The sequence below is a fragment of the Gemmiger sp. An194 genome (genome assembly GCF_002160145.1).
Taxonomy (GTDB): Bacteria; Bacillota; Clostridia; order Oscillospirales; family Ruminococcaceae; genus Allofournierella.
Genome location: NZ_NFKA01000019.1, coordinates 23,894 through 40,838, shown reverse-complemented (window position 1 = coordinate 40,838; position 16,945 = coordinate 23,894). Strand labels below are relative to the sequence as shown.

The 16,945-nt window shown below is 57.7% G+C and carries 12 protein-coding genes; 5 read left to right on the top strand and 7 right to left on the bottom strand.

What is annotated here, in order from left to right; translation table 11 throughout:
• Positions 1 to 67 precede the first annotated feature (67 nt).
• The 5 genes from uxaC (at position 68) to B5F28_RS11500 (ending at position 5,351) form a co-directional block, all read left to right on the top strand.
• Positions 68 to 1,471, top strand: coding sequence for a glucuronate isomerase (gene uxaC / locus B5F28_RS11520; protein WP_087296035.1), 1,404 nt, complete (start codon positions 68 to 70; stop codon positions 1,469 to 1,471).
• 37 nt (positions 1,472 to 1,508) lie between these two features.
• Entirely contained in the window at positions 1,509 to 2,558 is a 1,050-nt protein-coding gene (uxuA, locus tag B5F28_RS11515; protein WP_087296034.1) for a mannonate dehydratase, read from the top strand.
• A gap of 33 nt (positions 2,559 to 2,591) precedes the next feature.
• Complete coding sequence (locus B5F28_RS11510; RefSeq protein WP_087296033.1) at positions 2,592 to 3,446, top strand: SDR family oxidoreductase; 855 nt, start codon at positions 2,592 to 2,594, stop codon at positions 3,444 to 3,446.
• A 41-nt stretch (positions 3,447 to 3,487) separates the two neighbouring features.
• The gene (gene eda, locus B5F28_RS11505; protein WP_087296032.1) at positions 3,488 to 4,132 is read left to right on the top strand and encodes a bifunctional 4-hydroxy-2-oxoglutarate aldolase/2-dehydro-3-deoxy-phosphogluconate aldolase; all 645 of its coding nucleotides are present in this window, start codon (positions 3,488 to 3,490) and stop codon (positions 4,130 to 4,132) included.
• Positions 4,133 to 4,277: 145 nt separating this feature from the next.
• A complete protein-coding gene (locus tag B5F28_RS11500) occupies positions 4,278 to 5,351 on the top strand; it encodes a sugar kinase (RefSeq protein ID WP_087296031.1) in 1,074 nt (357 codons plus the stop codon).
• Between the two features lie 62 nt (positions 5,352 to 5,413).
• Here the strand turns inward: B5F28_RS11500 and B5F28_RS11495 are convergent, their stop codons facing one another.
• From B5F28_RS11495 to B5F28_RS11465, 7 genes are all read right to left on the bottom strand, one after another.
• Entirely contained in the window at positions 5,414 to 6,730 is a 1,317-nt protein-coding gene (locus B5F28_RS11495) for an ATP-binding protein (RefSeq protein WP_087296030.1), read from the bottom strand.
• Positions 6,721 to 7,434, bottom strand: a complete 714-nt coding sequence (locus B5F28_RS11490; protein WP_206423082.1) for a LytR/AlgR family response regulator transcription factor — start codon at positions 7,432 to 7,434, stop codon at positions 6,721 to 6,723. Before B5F28_RS11490 ends, B5F28_RS11495 begins: the two co-directional genes overlap by 10 nt.
• Positions 7,435 to 7,569: 135 nt before the next feature.
• Complete coding sequence (locus B5F28_RS11485) at positions 7,570 to 8,841, bottom strand: ATP-binding protein (RefSeq protein WP_158097589.1); 1,272 nt, start codon at positions 8,839 to 8,841, stop codon at positions 7,570 to 7,572.
• 1 nt (position 8,842) lies between these two features.
• On the bottom strand, positions 8,843 to 9,562 hold the full coding sequence (locus B5F28_RS11480) for a LytR/AlgR family response regulator transcription factor (protein WP_087296028.1): 720 nt from the start codon (positions 9,560 to 9,562) through the stop codon (positions 8,843 to 8,845).
• Positions 9,563 to 9,716: 154 nt separating this feature from the next.
• Positions 9,717 to 12,917: a glycoside hydrolase family 3 protein gene (locus tag B5F28_RS11475; protein ID WP_087296027.1), complete on the bottom strand. Its 3,201-nt coding sequence runs from the start codon at positions 12,915 to 12,917 to the stop codon at positions 9,717 to 9,719.
• 19 nt (positions 12,918 to 12,936) lie between these two features.
• Complete coding sequence (locus B5F28_RS11470; RefSeq protein WP_087296026.1) at positions 12,937 to 13,332, bottom strand: hypothetical protein; 396 nt, start codon at positions 13,330 to 13,332, stop codon at positions 12,937 to 12,939.
• A gap of 425 nt (positions 13,333 to 13,757) precedes the next feature.
• Complete coding sequence (locus B5F28_RS11465; protein WP_087296025.1) at positions 13,758 to 16,745, bottom strand: glycoside hydrolase family 3 protein; 2,988 nt, start codon at positions 16,743 to 16,745, stop codon at positions 13,758 to 13,760.
• Positions 16,746 to 16,945 lie beyond the last annotated feature (200 nt).

Genomic DNA, 16,945 nt, shown 5'->3' with positions numbered 1-16,945 from the left:
GCAATTTTAGTTGTAATTATTAAAGTGTATAGTAAACAAAAAAGAACCGGAGAAAGGAAGACGTCTCGTGGAACGCTTTTTGAGTGAAGACTTTTTGCTGAACACCGCCGCTGCCAGGCAGCTGTACCATGGCTATGCGGAGGGAATGCCCATTGTGGACTATCATTGCCACATCGATCCGAAGGAAATTTTTGAGGATCGCCGCTTTGAAAACATCACGCAGGTCTGGCTGGGAGGCGACCACTACAAGTGGCGCCTGATGCGCTCCAACGGTGTGGACGAGCGCTTCATCACCGGCGATGCATCCGACCGGGAGAAGTTCCAGAAATTCGCCGAGAGCCTGCCCCGCGCCATCGGCAACCCCATGTACCACTGGTGCCATCTGGAGCTGAAGAACTACTTCGGCTACGAGGGCGTGCTGAACGGCGAGACCGCCCAGCAGGTGTGGGATCTGTGCAACGAGAAACTGCAGAACGATCCCGCCATGAGCGCCCGGGGCCTGATCCTGGCCAGCAACGTGGCCATGGTCGGCACCACCGACGACCCCTGCAGCGATCTGGAGTGGCACAAGAAGCTGGCAGCCGATCAGAGCTTCCCGGTTCGGGTATGCCCCAGCTTCCGTCCGGACCCGGCGCTGAACATCCACAAGCCCGGCTTTGTGGAATACATCGCCAAGCTGGGCCAGACCACCGGCAAAACGCTGGATAGCGTGGAGGCCGTCTGCCAGGCACTGAGCGAGCGGATCGCCTACTTCGACGAGAACGGCTGCCGCGCCGCCGACCACGGCCTGGATTACGTGATGTACCGTGAGGTGAGCAGCGAGCAGGCCAGCGAGACCCTGCGCAAGGCGCTGGCCGGCCAGGCAGTGAGCCGTGAGGAAGCCGAGGGCTACCAGACCGCACTGCTGCTGCACTGCGCCCGGGAGTACAAGGCCCGCGGCTGGGTTCTGCAGCTGCACTTCAGCTGCAAGCGCAACCCCAACAGCCGGATGTTCACCGCTCTGGGTGCCGACTGCGGCTACGACTGCATCGCCGTCACCGACAGCTGCAGCGCCACCTACGCCCTGATGGACGCGCTGGAGCGGGAGAACAACCTGCCCAAGACCGTGCTGTACAGCCTGAACCCCGCCGACAACGAGTGGATCGACACCCTGCTGGGCGCGTTCCAGAGCAGCGAGGTTCCCGGCAAGATCCAGCACGGCAGCGCCTGGTGGTTCAACGACAACAAGATCGGCATGACCCAGCAGATGGAAAGCCTGGCCAACCTGAGTGTTCTGGGCAACTTCATCGGCATGCTCACCGACAGCCGCAGCTTCCTGAGCTACGCCCGCCACGAATACTTCCGCCGCATCCTGTGCAGCCTGCTGGGCCGCTGGATCGAAAACGGCGAGTACCCCGCCGATATGGAGTATGTGGGCGGCCTGGTAAAGGACATCTGCACCAACAACGCGGTTCGTTATTTTGGTCTGTAAGCCATTTGAAACAATCAATCAGATAAGGAGAAATCGTATGAAACTGTCTTTCCGTTGGTACGGCGAGAGCGATCCCATCTCGCTGGAGTACATCCGTCAGATCCCCGGCATGCGCAGCATCGTAAGCGCTGTGTACGACGTAAAGCCCGGTGAGGTATGGCCTGAGGAAAGCATCGAAAAGATGCGCAAGCAGTGCGAGGAGAACGGCCTGGTGTTCGATGTGGTGGAGTCCATTCCCGTGCACGAGAACATCAAGCTGGGCCGCGGCAACGTGGACGAGCTGCTGGAGGTCTACTGCGAGAACATCCGCCGCTGCGCCAAGCACGGCATCAAGTGCGTGACCTACAACTTCATGCCCGTATTTGACTGGACCCGCACCCAGCTGGACAAGAAGGCCGCCGACGGCTCCACCAGCCTGGTGATGTACTGGGAGCAGATGAAGGGTCTGGACCCCCTGAAGGACGACATCCATCTGCCCGGCTGGGACTCCAGCTACAGCCAGGACGAGGTGCGCGAGCTGATCGCCGCCTACGGTGAGCTGGGCGAGGAAGGCCTGTGGAAGAACCTGGAGAAGTTCCTGAAGAAGGTCATTCCCGTTGCCGAGGAATGCGGCGTCGTGATGGCCATCCATCCGGACGATCCCCCGTACCCCATCTTCGGTCTGCCCCGCATCATCACCTGCGAGGAGAACCTGGACCGCTTCCTGGCCCTGGTGGACAGCCCCGCCAACAGCCTGTGCCTGTGCACCGGTTCCCTGGGCTGCGCTGCCAGCAACGACGTGGTCAAGATGATCCGCAAGTACAGCGCCATGGGCCGCATCGCCTTCATGCACATCCGCAACGTGAAGATCATGGAGGACGGCAGCTTTGAGGAGCGCGCCCATCTGTCCAGCTGCGGCAGCCTGGACATCTACGAGATCGTGAAGGCTCTGGTGGAGACCGGCTTCGACGGCTATGTTCGTCCCGACCACGGCCGCATGATCTGGGGCGAGACCGGCAAGCCCGGCTACGGCCTGTATGACCGCGCTCTGGGCGCCACCTACATCAACGGTCTGTTCGAGGCCTGCGAGAAGACCTTCAAGGCCTGATTCTGCGAAACTGAAAAGAAAGGATGCATCAAAATGGAAAAGAATGTACTGAATACTGATCTGACCGGCAAGGTTGCCGTTATCACCGGTGCCGGCGGCGTGCTGTGCTCCGCTTTTGCCAAGGTGCTGGCCCGTGCCGGCGCCAAGGTGGCTCTGCTGGACCTGAACCAGGAGGCTGCTCAGAAGTTCGCAGATGAGATCGTTGCCGAGGGCGGCGTGGCCCGCGCTTACAAGTGCAACGTTCTGGAGAAGGAGAGCTGCTACGCTGTGGCCGACGCGGTTGCCGCCGATCTGGGCAGCTGCGACATCCTGATCAACGGCGCCGGCGGCAACAACCCCCGCGCCACCACCGACAAGGAGTACTTTGAGCTGGGCGACATCGACGGCGACACCAAGAGCTTCTTCGATCTGGAAACTTCCGGCGTGGAGTTCGTGTTCAACCTGAACTTCATCGGCACCCTGCTGCCCACCCAGGCCTTTGCCCGCCAGATGGTCGGCAAGGAGGGCTGCAACATCCTGAACATCTCCTCCATGAACGCCTACACCCCGCTGACCAAGATCCCCGCCTACTCCGGTGCGAAGGCTGCCATCAGCAACTTCACCCAGTGGCTGGCCGTTCACTTCAGCAAGGTGGGCATCCGCGTGAACGCCATTGCCCCCGGCTTCTTCTCCACCAAGCAGAACCAGAAGCTGCTCTACAACGAGGACGGCACCCCCACCGCCCGTACCGGCAAGATCCTGGCTGCCACTCCCATGGGCCGCTTCGGCGACACCGAGAAGGAGCTGGCCGGCGCAGTTCTGTTTCTGCTGAACAACGAGGCCGCCAGCTTCATCACCGGTGTGTGCATTCCCATTGATGGTGGATTTTCTGCTTATTCCGGTGTATAATAGGCCTCAGGGTATCGCAGACCTGAAAGGAGAAAACAAAAATGAATCAGATTGCACAGCGTATTTCCGATATCGGCGTTGTTCCTGTTATCAAGCTGAATCATCCCGAGCGTGATGCCGCTCCCCTGGCCAAGGCCCTGTGCGAGGGCGGCCTGCCTGTTGCTGAGGTGACCTTCCGTGCAGCCGGCGCCGCAAACGCCATCCGCCTGATGGCCGAAACCTGCCCCGAAATGCTGGTGGGTGCGGGCACCGTGCTGACCACCGCTCAGGTGGACGAGGCTCTGGCCGCCGGCGCGAAGTTCATCGTGACCCCCGGTCTGGACCCGGAGATCGTTCGTTACTGCCAGGAGAAGGGCGTGGCCGTATTCCCCGGCTGCACCACTGCCACCGATTACCACACCGCTTACAAGCTGGGCCTGGAGGTTCTGAAGTTCTTCCCCGCCGAGCAGTCCGGCGGTCTGGCCAAGATCAAGGCTCTGAGCGCTCCCTTCGCCATGTTCAAGATCATGCCCACCGGCGGCATCTCCCTGAAGAATCTGGAAGAGTATCTGTCCTGCCCGGTGATCTGCGCCTGCGGCGGCTCCTACATGGTAACCGCCGACCTGATCGACAACCAGAAATGGGATGAGATCAAGGACCTGTGCCAGAAGTCGGTTGCGATTCTGAAGGCAGCCCGCAACGCCTAAGCACCGGACAGCAGCCGCGGAAAGAATCTGAACGGCCCCTGCAATCCCACCGGATCATGTGGGACATATCAACCGTAGCACAAACGGAGCCGGACGGAACTGTTCTGTCCGGCTCCGTCTGCTTTTTATGAGAGGAGCGCATACCATGGAATTGTGTCAGATGGCCAAACCGGGCCGTTTCATTACCGTGGGTGAGGTCATGCTTCGACTGACCCCTCCCAATTACAATACGATCCAGATCGCCAACAGCTTTGAGGCGGTTTACGGCGGAAGCGAAGCCAACATCGCGGTGGGTCTGGCCAACCTGGGCGTGGATACCACGGTTTTCACCGTAGTGCCGGACAACAGTCTGGGCAAAAGCGTTATGCGCATGCTGCGCGGCAACAATGTGCACTGTGCACGGATGATCCTGAGCACCCCCGAGGAAACCCCGTCCCACCGGCTGGGAACCTATTATCTGGAAACCGGCTACGGCGTCCGTTCCAGCCAGGTGGTGTATGACCGCAAGCACAGCGCCTTTGTGGAATACGACTACAGCCGCCTGGATATGGAGCAGATCCTGGACGGATACGACTGGCTGCACCTGAGCGGCATCACCCCGGCCCTTGGCAAAAACTGTGCCGATCTGATCCTCACCTGCCTGAAGGTGGCCAAGAAGAAGGGCATGACCGTAAGCTTCGACGGCAACTTCCGCAGCTCTTTGTGGAGCTGGGAGGAGGCGCGGGATTTCTGTACCCTCTGCCTGCCCTACGTGGATGTGCTGCTGGGCATCGAGCCCTACCACCTGTGGAAGGATGAGCAGGACCACTCCAAGGGCGACTGGAAGGACGGCGTTCCCATGCAGCCCTCCCTGGAGGAGCAGGCACGGATCTTTGAGGCCTTTGTGGCCCGCTACCCCAACCTGCAGTGCATCGCCCGCCATGTGCGATATGCCCACAGCGGCAGCGAAAACAGCCTGAAGGCCTATATGTGGTACCAGGGAAAAACCTGGGAAAGCAAGCAGATCGACTTTATTATCCTGGATCGCGTGGGCGGCGGCGACGCATTTGCCAGCGGCCTGATCTACGCGATCATGCATGGCTATGAGCCGCAGGAGATCGCTGACTTTGCCGTGGCCAGCAGCGTGATCGAGCATACCATTCACGGCGATTGCAACATTATCGACGATGTCCGGGTCATTCGCAGCATTATGAACCAGGACCACGATATCAAACGATAAAACGAATAAACAAAAGCCCCGGCATCCGCCGGGGCTTTCGTTATTTGTTTCTGTAATTCCGATCATTCAGGGCTGACCTGATTCGGCGTTTGCGGCGGTATTTTCGGCAGAAGCAGCCGCAGATAGAAGGCGCCGTCCTCAACCTTTACCGTCATAAATCCACCATATTTTTTGACCGTATGGCGGATGCTGCGCAAGCCAAACCCGTGGTACCCATTCTGCTCCTTGGTGGTCACCGGCAGATCCTCCGCGTCGAACACCAGCTCCTGCGTGATCGGGTTGATGATCTGGATGACCAGCATCTGCTTTTCGCTGTATACCTGTACATCGATGATCCGCCGGGTCCGGTCCTCAATGGTGGAAACGCTCTCGATGGCATTGTCCAGCGCGTTACCGAAGATGGTGTACAGATCCACCGGGTCCATAAACGCAAGAACCCGGCCGTCAGCCACACAGTTCGCCTGGATGCCATTGGCCTCGCACACAAGGCTTTTTTCCGTGAGCACCGTATCCAGTACCTCGTTCCCGGTTTTCGCCAGCACATCATAAATGCGCACCGACTGCTCGATGTCCTGGAAGTATTTTTTCTGCTGCTCTTCCGTGAATATGGCGCGCATAGCCCGAATCTGATGCTTCAGATCGTGGCATTTCCGGTTGATCAGCGCAATGTTCTCCTTGGATAGATCGTACTGCGCCTTTTGCTGCATCCAGAGGGTGTTCAGCATGGCCAGCTCCTGGCGGATCGCACTTTTCTGAAAAAGCCCGTGCTGCAGGTAAAGAACCGTGATGCAGTAGAACTTGATCATCAGCAGCAAAACCCAGTCGCTCACATACTCTATCGGCGGGTTCCAGATGACCCAGAACAGATCTGCCAAAACCGAGATGACCCACAGTCCCAATGCAAAGGCAAACTGGCGCGGTCCCGTATGGTATCGTCCCTTGTCCGGCATCCAGCGGGCGATCGTGCACCCTACTCCACCCGTCAGAACGAGCAGCAGAACCATTCCCACCACTGCGGACCAGATCGGCTTCAGCATCAGATTCCGGTAAAGCAGCGTGTTGCATTCGATCAGAAAGTCGCCCAGCATCGTGGACCAGACCGCGCAATATACAATGGAATTAAAGGAAAGATCCGCACACTGCCAGAACAGCACCCCGGTAAACACCAGAAACACCGCCGAGCGCACGCAGGCCATGAAGGGAAAATGCGCAATCACCACCGGCATCCCCAAAAACACCAGACCGCCAAGCGCAATGCAAATCACTGCCCGCCGCACCCACCGGCTTTCCTTTTTCTTCAATGGAACGAGAAACGCAAGGGCGATGCAGCATACCTCCAGCATACGCCAGATTTCCAAAGTCACCGATGTCAGATCCATTCGTTGCTGCCTCCCACATATGCGGTCAGCGCGGTCAGAAACGCCTTTCGGTTTCGCCGGCTGATTTCCAGTTCTGTCTGCCCTACCAGCACGGTGTCGCGCCGTAGCTCGGTAACATGACGGAGATTCACAAGATACCAGTGGTTGCAGCGTACAAAATTGTAGCGGGAGAGCTCGTTTTCCACGCTCTGCATGGTGCCCCGCAGCACAAACTCACCCAGCTGGGTGTGATAGTGCAGCATCTTGTTCATGACCTCGATGTAATAGATCTGCTGGGTCTCGATTCGGCGCACGCAGTCCGGCAGATTCAGCAAAATCTGGGCGCTCTTGCGCAGGCCTGCCCGCTTGATCGCCCGGGCAAAGCGCATGGAAAAGGTGCTGTAATTGATGGGCTTGAGCACAAAATCCAGTGCTCCCACAGAATAGCCGCCTACCGCATACTGAGCCATATTGGTAATAAACATCAGAACCACATCATCGTCCTTGGTGCGAATGTATTCCGCAATCTCCATGCCGTTCATTCCGGGCAACTCAATGTCCAGCAGAATGATATCGTACTGGGAGGAATAGCCATCAATAAGGATGCGGCCATCCGCAAACGCTTCCACAGAAAAGCTCATCCCGTTTTCCTTGGAGTATTGCTGAATATAGCTCTGCAGCAGGTCCCGCTGCTCCTGCTCGTCTTCCACAATAGCGATATGCACCGGCGGTCCCTCCTATCTTTCAATTGCCTTATTATATCATGGACCGGAGCGCTTTGCAAAAAGCGAATACCGCACACCGTTCCGGCAAAGCCCACACAGTGAGGGACCTCTGGTTGGCATGGGGTATCCAGCCCCTTATGAATCATTCTCCTCCCGCTGCAGATAAACTTGTGCCGTAAAAATCTCATCCCGGATATGAATGGTCAGGTCTCCTTTGTATTTCCGTGCAATGGCGCGCACGCTTTTCAGACCATACCCATGATAACCGGTTTCCTCCTGTTTGCTGGTGCAGGGCAGCCCATCTTCCTGCAAGGGAACGGTTCCCTGGAAGAAATTCATCACATCAACGGAAACCAGATTTCCCTTTTGTTCGATAACCATGCTGATGATCCGTTTACCTGTCTCCTCCAGCTGTTCCGCGGCAGCGATGGCGTTTTCCAGCAAATTGCCGAACAGCGAATACGCATCCATGGAATCCAGAGAATCAAGTGCCTTTCCGGAACCCATGCAGGTAATCGAGATCCCCTTGCCTCGGCAGCGGAGGTTCTTTTCGTTCAGGATAATATCCAGCACCTCGCTGCCGGTGTGGTAGATGCTGTCATAGGTATCGATGATCCTGCGCATGGAGTCGATTTCGCCCTGCGGCAACCGCCCCTCCAGCGCCACCAGCTTGTGCTTCAGGTCGTGGGATTTGATGCTGAGAATCTCGGCATTTTCCCGGCTGATCTCGTATTGTCTGCGCTCTTCCTCATGGATGCGCTGGAACAGGTTGTGCTCATTTTCTTTCCGGAGATTGTAATAAAGGAAGAACTCAAAAAACAGCGCCAGCACACAGCAGGTGATGGCATACAGGGCCGTGGCCACCGTTATATAAAAATTCATTCCCCCTGCCAGGCGCAGCACCCGGGTGATGCCGGTACAGATGAGCACGATCACCACCGACACCGCCACAATCCGGGAATCGGTGTACTCGTAATACTCGATGTTCCGCAAACGGCGCCCCAGCATGGCGTACAGGGCCAGATATACAACGCTCACACAGAAAAACTCCAGCAGGTTGCTCCAGTGCTCCACCCAGGGCAGCTCCGCCGCCAGGCGGCTGATATGATGGCCGATGTGCTGAGCTGCCACTCCGGAAACACAGGCAGACAGAACATTCATGAACGGGGCCTCAAAGACGCTCCACATGCACAGAACCACCGCCACAATCGTGAGCTGGAGGCTGACCAGGTTGTACAGCTCCCCCCACTCCTTCGGAAAGGACAGAAGCCATCCCGCTGCCCAGATGACCGCCAGCGCCGCAGCCATCCGCACCCAAAAATGTTCTCGCCGGGGCAGTGCCTGCAGGAACACCATCGCCCCCAGTAAAATCTCAATGGTATAGGACATACGAATAAACAGCTGCATCTTATTTCTCCTGCCTTGTTCCGCCCAGAAACTCTGCATATGCCTGCAAAAACTGGGCGCGCTGGGTCCGGGCAATGACCAGCTCCTGCCCGTCCACCACACATACATTCTTTTTAATCGCGCTGACAAACCGCAGATTGACCAGGCAGCCCCGGTCGCACCGGCAGAACAGCGGACTGTTCAGCTTTTTTTCCGCCGCAGACAGCGTCAGATACTCCGCAAACTTCCCCTCCCGGGAATGATACACCACATAGTGGCCTTCCACCGTCAGATAGCGAATCAGATGCACCTGCAGGCCGTACATTTCCCCATCCTGCCGCACGGTGATTCGGTCCGAAGCACTGCAGGCCACCCGGGACAGCACCCGGGTCATTTTGAGCTGAAAGGCATACGGCTCCACCGGCTTGACAATAAAATCCAGGGCGTCCACCTCGTAGCCCTCCACCGCCATCTGGGCAATGTTGGTCACAAAGATGATCACCACAGCAGAATCAATCCGGCGCAGGGCACGGGCCGCATCCATGCCGCTTTTCCCGTGAGGGAACTCAATATCCAGAAAGATCAGATCGTATCCCTGCCGGTATTGCACCAGAAAAGCATCTGCCGAGGAAAATTCGTCCACGCAGAAGGCAATGCCTTTTTGCCGCGTCACTTCCTGCAGATAGCTCTGTAATTTCTGACGCTCCGCTGCCTCGTCGTCCACGATGGCCACGTTCAGCATCCTCACACACTCCTTTTCCGTCTCTCGGAAAGAGGCGTCCGCCGCGTCCTCTTTCCCATTTCATGGTAGCACAAATTCCGGCGGCGAAACAAGCCTTCGCCGGATACCAAAATGCGCCGGGCAAGCCTGCCCGGCGCATTTTGAAAAAGAGGATTTACTGCATCGACTTGTTCTTGGCGCGCTTTTTGCTCTCCTGATAGAGAGCCGCGCCCGTCCAAACGGTGCCGATTGCGAAGAGAGAAATGAAGATACCGTCGCCAATGTAGAGCAGGCTCTGCCACCAGGGAATAATGCTCACAATTTCCGTGCTGGTGGAGATGCCGTTCATGGCGTTGGACCAGGCCGTCTGATAGCAGATCCGCTTGGCCGATTCCCGCATGGCCCAGGCCATCTGGCTGTATCCGGTCTCAAACTGCTTGAAGTGACCGGCGGTCTTGGGAGTGCTGCCGTCGGGCAGGTCGCAGCCGCCCACCAGCACACCGTAAACCTGCTCGAAGTAGGGATCGCAGTCCTGGCTGCCGTCCATGTCGCCGTAAGCGTCGGTGACGATGATGCCCTTCATACCGCACTCACCCCGCAGGAAGTCGGTGCCCAGCGCCGAGCAGGCAGCAGCAGCCTGGGTGCCGAAACGGGAGAAGGAAGCCATGGTATTGAAGGCGCCGCCTTCCACAATGGGCAGCTCAAAGGCACGCAGGTAAATTTCGCGGATGGTCTGCTCGTTGGCCCAGGTGCACACACCGTGGCGGTTGGTCTCCTGGTCGTTCAGAGCGCAGTGCTTGTTGTACACATGCACGCCCTTGGCCTCGATGCCCTTGCACTCGGCCGCGCCCATCAGGCCGGTCAGGGTGCCGCATTCGCTGAAGTACTCGCAGGTACGGCCGGCATAGGGAGAACGGTGAATGTTCAGGCCGATGCCGTACAGGCCGCTTGCACCGGCCCAGATGCCGTCATTGCCGATGATGTTGCCGGCTTTTTCGGCCAGCTCCCGGTTGAAGGTAGCCGCCAGGATACCGTTGGCCGGGAAACCGGTCATTCTGTTGAAGCCTTCGGGATCGGCACCCTCAGTCACATTGCCGTCCTTGTCCACAAAGCCCTGTTCCTGGGCAGTGCGGTAGGCCAGACCGTTCTGGCCGGTGTAGTATCCGGAGCCAAAGGCCCAGCCGCCGAAGCCGTTGGGGCCGTTTTCGTCCTTGGTCTGGGGCTTGGCAATGCTTTCCACAGGCTCAGTCATATGGAAGCCGCTGGACACCAGGCGCATGGTTTCATCCCAGCTCAGCTGGTCCATGAAGGTATCCCACAGGGGATCGTTATAAGCGATCTCGTTGCCTTCCCCATCGTACCGCATGTCCACCAGCTTCAGGCCGGCATCCACGCCGTAAGCGGGATATTCGCCGTCGTCCGGCTGGATGGGCTGCAGGTACTGCTCGGGCACACCGGCAGCGTTGTTGTACTTACCGGTCTGAGCAGGCAGCTGGGCATAGATATCCTGTGCCATCTGCTCGGTCATGGTCAGGGTCGCATGGCCGTTGACCATATCAAAGGATACGGCGTTCCAGTTGTCGCGGCTGTAGTATTCCACACTGTTGTCGCCGCGGCCCTCGTACAGGTTGATGTCCGCAAAGTCGAACAGATTGGTGACCTGCACATTGGTCTCGCCGTCCAGGCTGGAAACGGCATCGGAGTAAGCGTACTTGTCCTTGTCGAAGCTCAGGGTGAACTTGGACACCAGAGAAGCATCGCCGGTGCCGCCCACCATCTTGGTCTCATCCACGGCAACGCCGTTGGCCTTCTTGGCGGCCAGAACATTGTTCACTGCCTCGTGGGCATTGCCGCCCACAGCCAGGTAGTAATCGCCGTCCATGAGCACATAGCCCTCGGCATTGTAGGAGTCATAAGAGGCAAAGAACTTTTCATCCACCGGAATGGTCAGAGTTTCGCTCTGGCCGGGGGCCAGAATCTGGGTCTTGCCAAAGTCCACCAGTTCAACGGAGGGAACCTGGATGCCGTTGGTCTTGGCATATTCGCCGTAAGGCTTGGAGATGTACACCGGTACAGAGCACTTACCGGAGTAGGTGTCGGAGGTGTTGGTAACGGTAACGGTGACATTGTACTCCCGGTCACCGCTCTTCTGTACACTCATATCGGACAGTGCAAACTGTGCGTAAGACAGTCCGAAGCCGAAGGGACGGGCCACCACGGAGGCGTAGTCATAATCGCCCACATTGGCGGTACCCAGGACCAGGTCCTCGTAACGGGTCTCGGTGTAGCGGTAGCCCAGATACATGCCTTCCTGATAGATCACGTAGCCTGCCAGAGTAGTGGCGGGGTACTGGCCGGTGCCCAGCTCATTGGGCACGCCCAGCTCATCGGCATTCTCATAGATCCAGCGGCCGAAGTTCACATTGACCGGGTTCTTTGCATTGTCCACCCACATGGTGTCGGGCAGACGGCCGGAGGGAGAAACCGCTCCGGACAGAACCTGACCCACAGCGTCGCCGCCCACACCCAGGGCACCCACCCACAGGGCGGCGTCGATGTCGGGATCGTTCAGGAAATCGCCCTCGATCATACCGGCGTAGTTGATGAGCACAATGATCTTCTTGATCTCACCGGCAGCCTTCTTGGCCTTCAGGCCCTCCAGCACCGAGAGCTCGTTTTCGTTCAGGCCCAGGTAGTCGGGGCCCAGGCCGTCGCCGTTGTCGATGCCGTCACCGCCAACGCCGATCAGGTCGTAGCCTTCGCCGCCCACACGGCCCACCACGAAGATGGCAGCATCACCGTACTGGGCAAAGCTGCTGCCCGCAGCCTCATCCACCACGGTCCAGGGAGCTTCGTGGATCATCAGGGTGGTGGTACCGAACTTGCCTTCGCTGCCACGCTTGTACTGCGCCCAGTCCTCGGAGGTGTAGGCCGCCTGCAGGTCGGGGTTCACATTGAAGCCGGCCTTGGTCAGGGAATCCACATAGTTCACCGCGTCGTTGACGCTGATGGTGCCGGAACCGGTACCGCCGTAAACGGGGTCATATGCGGTGACGCCCACCAGGCTCACGTTGCTGCCCTGACTCAGGGGCAGGGCATTGTTGTCATTTTTCAGCAGGACCATACCTTCGGCCAGCACTTCGGCCGCAGTCTGCTTGCCCGCAGCACGCAGGTCCGCGATGCTGGAGAAATCAGACTTGTAATATTCGGTGTCCTCATCGGTATCACCGGTCTGGACAACCTCAAAGGTCTTGGTGCCCAGGGTACCGTTGATGGCGTCTGCATTTTCCCCGGTGATGAGGGTGGCCAGCACCAGGACACCCGCCAGCAGCATACTGACGACAGTAAGCAGTTTTCGCTGCAGTTTGTATTTCATGTAGCAGGATTCTCCTTTCTCATTCCTCAATGGTCTGACGCATGAACACACAGGCGATGCTCAGCACCAGGCTCAGCCCGTACAATACGGCGTTCACAAAGAATTCCAGCGGGAAACCGGAAAACTGAATGCCGGTGGCCACCGAAGAGATGTAGAAGTAGATGTAGTACACATAAAACAGCAGCGACAGGAAGTCGCCCAGCAGCAACGCAGAGGGGGCAAATCGCACCTGCTTCAGGCCGATCAGTACAGCGGCGACCGCAACGCCTGCTACCATGATCCCAAAGGCCTGCCAGGACATATACCGGCTGCTGGAGTAGATGGCCAGATATACCAGCGCCGTCACCAGAGACAACGCCATGGTGACCAGAGTGACGCGGAATCCCAAAGGTTTGTTCGCCATGAAATTTTTCATACTCCTTCTCCTTTTTCAGGTCGGTATAAATTGAATGTTTTGTTTGCCCCCCTTCCGAAACAGAATTTTTACCGATCCCTTTTATTACTATTTATAATAGTCTCCACCGCTCCCTCCTTGGTAATTTCAGCGCGAATTAACATTTTACAGCATGAATTGCTCTGTATGCTGCGATCTTTCTCTTGCCCTCCTCGTATCCTTCTTTTCGACAGGCAGCGCGCTGACGGCTGTTTTACCACCTGCTGATCCGGAAAGGCGTGGCATTCTGCCGTCGGGTTGTCCCTTTGCCGGCACAGACCTCATCTGAGCTGGCAGCATCGGAAGATGTCTGCAGCTCCGGTTTTTACGAAAAATCCCCCCTGATGCAGGTGTGTTTTCCTGCATCAGGGGGGGATTTCCTCACGGTCTGTTTTTACTGAACCTGTTTAGCGTCGGTTCTGTTTTTTGAACGCTCGATAGGCAGTGAACTCCGAGCAGGCACGGAATCGACGGGCCCGCAGAATCCACAGCACAATGCCCACCAGCAGCAGCACCGAGAAGGCGCACACGATGATAAGCAGAATGGTCAGCACCAGAGGCTGGGTCAGCTTGACGGTGGTGTTGGCACCTACACCGTTCATGCCGCAGGAGTTGGCAATGGCGTACAGGTTATGATGGCACGCCTCGCGCATGGCGTTCACGATCACCGCGTCGTTCTCATACTGGGGCAGCTGGTTGGTCACCAGGGGCAGCATGGCGTCATAAATGCTCACACCGGCCATCAGACCGTCCACGCCGTTGACGTAGGAGGTGAGCACGTTGTCGGTGATGTTCATGCCCTGGCAGCCCCACTCATCACGCAGGATACCGGTCATCAGGCCCTTGTTGCCGCCGGACCAGATGCAGCCCCAGCGGGTGTAGGCGGTCATCACGCCGTTGCCGTTGCCCTCTTCGATGGGCGCCTGGAACGCCTTCAGATAGATCTCACGGGCAGCCTGCTCGTTCAGCCACACGCCCAGACCAATACGATCCTGTTCACTGTCGTTCAGGGCGAAATGCTTCATCACCACATGCACGCCCTTGGACTGGATGCCGGCCACCTCATAGGCGCTCATCTCGCCGGACAGGAAGCCATCCTCGGAGTAGTACTCGAAGTTACGGCCGCCATAGGGGGTGCGGTGGATGTTGTTGCCGGGGCCGTACAGGCATGCAATGCCCGCCTCCAGGCAGTTGTTTCCGATGACGCGGCCGATCTCGCTCATCAGGTCCACATTGAAGGTGGCTGCCATCACATCCTCAGAAGTAAAGGCGGTGGCATCCAGCTGGGTTGCGTCAGAGGCGATCAGAGATGCGGTCAGACCCTGAGGGCCGTTCTCATCGCGGGTACCGGGAGCCTCGATGGACTTCACCGGCATGGTCCAGTGGAAGGCATCACCGATCAGGCTGACCATCTCGTCAAAGGTCATCTGATCCAGCAGGTCCTGCCACTTGGGATCGTCGAATTCCAGGCCGATCATGTCGTACAGCTTCAGGCCGTTGTCCTTGCCCAGGGCAGGCATGGTCTGAGCCTCATAATTGGCGGGGTCATACTGCACATCCTGCAGCTGCGCCACCATGGTGTCGGTCAGAGCCAGCTGCACAGATTGCTGAGGGAAGGTGCCGGTCCAGTCGCTGCGGGTCAGGTAGGTCACGGAGGCATCGCTGCCCTCGTACAGGTTGATGTCCGCGTCGGACAGCTGATTCTCGATGGGGGTGCCATTGGCGGAAGTGGCGTAGGTGGCGGTGTCCAGCTCCGCCTCGTTCCAGGTGTAGGTCAGCGCAGCGCTGCCCTCAGCATCCATGCGGCCATTCGTGGTCTCAGCGGTGTAGCCCTTGGCGGCCAGAATGTTGTTCACAGCGTTGTGCGCATCGGTGGCCACGGTGAGGTAGTAGTCGCCCGCGTCCAGAATGTAGGTGCCGGCACCGTAGGCATCATAGGAAGCGATGTCCCGCTTGTCCACACGGATGGTCAGGACCTCAGAAGCACCGGGAGCCAGCAACTCGGTCTTGCCGAAGCCGCACAGCGCCACAGAGGCCTTCTCCACACCGTTTTCACGGTCGTAGTCGGTGTAGGGGGACTGGACATAGACCTGTACGGTCTCCTTACCGGTGTAGCTGTCCCCGGTGTTGGTCACCTTCACCGACAGCACGAACTGGTCAGCAGCGGCGTCATACTCCACCGCCAGGTCGCTGTAGGCAAAGTCGGTGTAGCTCAGGCCGTAGCCGAAGGGGAAGGCCACATCGTCGCTGTAGGCGTAGTCACCGGCATTGCCGGTGCCCATAACATAGTCCTCGTAACGGGTCTCGTAGTACTTGTAGCCAACGTAGATCCCTTCCTGATAGATCATATAGGTGCTGGCGTTGGCGGGGATCAGGCCCTCGGTATAGCCCTCATACTGGATGGGGGTGAAGTTCTTCATGGCCGGGGCGGAATAGTTGTCGAAGCAGTAGGTATCCACCAGACTGCCGGAGGGGTTGATCTCGCCGGCCAGGATCTTGGCCACAGCGTTAATGCCGGAGATACCCACATCACCGATCCATAGGCAGGCATCCACATCGTAGATGTTATCCTTCAAAAAGTCCACCTGCAGGGCGTTGGCGGAGTTGATAAGCACGATGATCTTGCTGACGGTGCCGGCTTCCTTCATGGCAGCCAGGTTCTCCATCATTTCCTTCTCGTTTTCATCCAGAGCCAGATAGTTGCCGCCCTCGTAGGTCAGGTCGGCACCCTCACCGCCCACACGGGAGAGAACCACAATGGCAGCGTCGCCGTATTCGGCCACGGAGTTCTTCACCTCATCGGTATAGACGCTCCAGGGTGCCTCGGCCACGGTTGCACTGGCAAGGCTCACCATACCGCCGGCTGCACGGGCATACTCGGCCGCGGGGCCCTCGCTGTAGAAGCTCCACAGAGTGTCGTTCACCGCAAAGCCTACCTTCTCCAGCGCAGTGCGCAGATTATCGGCCTTGGAGGCATCGATGTTACCGGAACCGGTGCCGCCGTAGACAAGGTTCACGGAAGATGTGGAGAAACAGCTCACTGCGGCACCTTTCGCCAGGGGCAGCGCGTCGTTCTCGTTCATCAGCAGGGCTGCACCCTCGCCTTCCACGGTCTCGCACAGTTCCATGCCGTAGGCATTCATCTCTTCAATGCTGGCGAAGTCGCCTTCAAAATAGATCGCATTGGGGTCCTCGTTTTCCAACTCCCAGAAGGTGCCGCCCACAAAGGCGGCCACGGTATTGTCGAAGGTTTTCAGTACGCCAAACAGGGGCCACAGCAGTATCGTGATAATAAGGCTGAAGATCGTCAGCACCTTCCAAGGGGTAACCAACCGTCGCTTTTGTCGTTTATAGGCTTTTTTTAGTTCTTTTTTGCGCTGTTTGTTTTCTTCCATTACGTTCTCCTCGCATTCCTTTGTTTGCACTGCTGTTTCTTTGGTTTCTTGCATCCCGCGAAAATTTTCACAATCCTGTTTCAATGCCTCTCAATTATAGGTAGTGTTCCTACGTATTGCAATTTACTTTTCTCAAGTGGTACAAAACACGGCATATATGGTATTTGTGCTTCCAAATCTGTTCATCAGGTTTTGTGCAA

Excerpts from the sequence above, each read along its gene's own strand:
- B5F28_RS11470 (WP_087296026.1), bottom strand. The coding sequence starts at position 13,332 with ATGAAAAATTTCATGGCGAACAAACCTTTGGGATTCCGCGTCACTCTG.
- B5F28_RS11510 (WP_087296033.1), top strand. The coding sequence starts at position 2,592 with ATGGAAAAGAATGTACTGAATACTGATCTGACCGGCAAGGTTGCCGTT.
- B5F28_RS11465 (WP_087296025.1), bottom strand. The coding sequence starts at position 16,745 with ATGGAAGAAAACAAACAGCGCAAAAAAGAACTAAAAAAAGCCTATAAA.
- B5F28_RS11480 (WP_087296028.1), bottom strand. The coding sequence starts at position 9,562 with ATGCTGAACGTGGCCATCGTGGACGACGAGGCAGCGGAGCGTCAGAAA.
- B5F28_RS11475 (WP_087296027.1), bottom strand. The coding sequence starts at position 12,917 with ATGAAATACAAACTGCAGCGAAAACTGCTTACTGTCGTCAGTATGCTG.
- B5F28_RS11495 (WP_087296030.1), bottom strand. The coding sequence starts at position 6,730 with ATGGATCTGACATCGGTGACTTTGGAAATCTGGCGTATGCTGGAGGTA.
- eda (WP_087296032.1), top strand. The coding sequence starts at position 3,488 with ATGAATCAGATTGCACAGCGTATTTCCGATATCGGCGTTGTTCCTGTT.
- B5F28_RS11500 (WP_087296031.1), top strand. The coding sequence starts at position 4,278 with ATGGAATTGTGTCAGATGGCCAAACCGGGCCGTTTCATTACCGTGGGT.
- uxuA (WP_087296034.1), top strand. The coding sequence starts at position 1,509 with ATGAAACTGTCTTTCCGTTGGTACGGCGAGAGCGATCCCATCTCGCTG.
- B5F28_RS11485 (WP_158097589.1), bottom strand. The coding sequence starts at position 8,841 with ATGCAGCTGTTTATTCGTATGTCCTATACCATTGAGATTTTACTGGGG.